At 31.2% G+C, this 1,623-nt stretch carries 2 protein-coding genes; both read left to right on the plus strand.

Features of this window, described 5'->3' with window-relative positions:
* A partial coding sequence (locus DK861_RS06200) for a DNA/RNA non-specific endonuclease (RefSeq protein ID WP_239452142.1) occupies positions 1–688 on the plus strand: 688 nt, incomplete at its 5' end.
* Positions 685–1,017 carry a hypothetical protein gene (locus DK861_RS06205; RefSeq protein WP_109399582.1) on the plus strand — a complete coding sequence of 111 codons (333 nt, stop codon included), beginning with the start codon at positions 685–687 and terminating at the stop codon, positions 1,015–1,017. The genes DK861_RS06200 and DK861_RS06205, both read left to right, overlap by 4 nt.
* Positions 1,018–1,623 lie beyond the last annotated feature (606 nt).

Below are 1,623 nucleotides of genomic sequence, written 5' to 3' on the forward strand. Positions count from 1 at the left end.
AAGTGCCCAAAGTATTTTCAATTCAGCAACTTTTGGAGCAAGAGTTGCATTAGGAAGTAAGGAAGGTTTTGATAGTATTGGTATGTCAGGGCCCTCTAAAGATTCAGGGATCACGGTTAGAACGACGGCGATTCGGGGGAATGAGAATAATAAAAAGCCAACACCAGAGCAGGATAATAAAGAGTCTCAGAATAAGATAGATCCAGGAAAACAAGTCTCTGGTAGTAAAGGAAATTGGAATAAAGAATTAAATAAGCCTAAGCCAAATATGGTTTATACTATTGATGGAAATAAAGTTTATCAGACAGACTCTTTAGGTAGAGTGACATCCGTTACTGCTACATTAGAATTAAATAAAAGTGATAGAAATGGTTACCAACAATGTAAAGTTGGGAAATGTGGTGATGCGGGGGATGATGGTGGACATTTAATCGCAACAAGATTTTCAGGGCCTGGTGAAAAAATAAACATGGTGCCAATGAATTCTAATTTAAATCGTAGTGAATGGAAAAAAATGGAGAATATATGGGCTAGATCGTTAAAAGAGAATAAAGAGATAAGTGTTAAGATAGAGCCTGTATATATAGGGAATAGTGATAAACCAAGTAGTATTAACGTTACATACAAAATAGGGAATGAACATCCTATAGAAAGAACGTTTATTAATGATTCTAAAGGTGAAAAATGAAAACAGATCAAGAAATATACAATAATATAGGTGTGTTATTATATAATATAGCCCCTAATGATGCTAAAAAGATAAATATGAGGGCTAATTTATCAGTTGAAGATAATACATGTGAATATGAATATGATTATCTTGATAATGAAAATTCATTGAAATGGCTTACAGCTGGTGGTGTTGCAAATACAAATATGCTTCACTATTTGGTTGAGTTACGAAAGTATTATATAGAAAATAATTTAACTAATGGTCTACCTATTTGGAAAGGCTGTGAAGTAACTTTAGATTTGGAAACAATGAAAATTAATATAGATTTCAAGTACGAAGATTAAAGTAAGATATTCTGAAATTGTAATTTGCATTGTGTATTTGCCTGCTTTAAATGTGTTACTTTCCACTTAAAAGTAGGCAAATTTTGACGAGATATTTTAAAGTGCGACCTAAATTCGTAAAGGAAATCAATAATCGAAGCTGGCTTTAATAAGTTGATTAGAAATCCTCTAATTAAATCGTTTAATGAAAGTTAAATAGCGAGTAGACATGGTATTTGGCAATAATTATTTAAAACCGCATTGTTTATAATATTGGTTATATTTAAATAAAAACACACTTTTGGCTATATAGAAGAACAGGTTAAGAATATGAGTATTCCAATATTGTCTACGGCTATGAGTCGGTTAGTTCAATGTGCTAACACTAAATTTAGAAAAAATATCACCTAAACTGATTAGTGAAATTCATAAACGTTACTAATTCCTAATATCTAATGATAAATTTTTAAAAAAATTATATATAAATGATTATGAATTGTTTGAATACGAATTTTTATAAATAAACTTCTGCTAAACAACCCCCCCCAATCTGCGGTATCACAAGGCACATGGACAGTTCGTGATAGCGATAATCAACAGCAAAATATCGCGCAATTAAGCCAAGAT

This window comes from Proteus sp. TJ1640 (genome assembly GCF_003144445.1).
Taxonomy (GTDB): Bacteria; Pseudomonadota; Gammaproteobacteria; order Enterobacterales; family Enterobacteriaceae; genus Proteus; species Proteus penneri.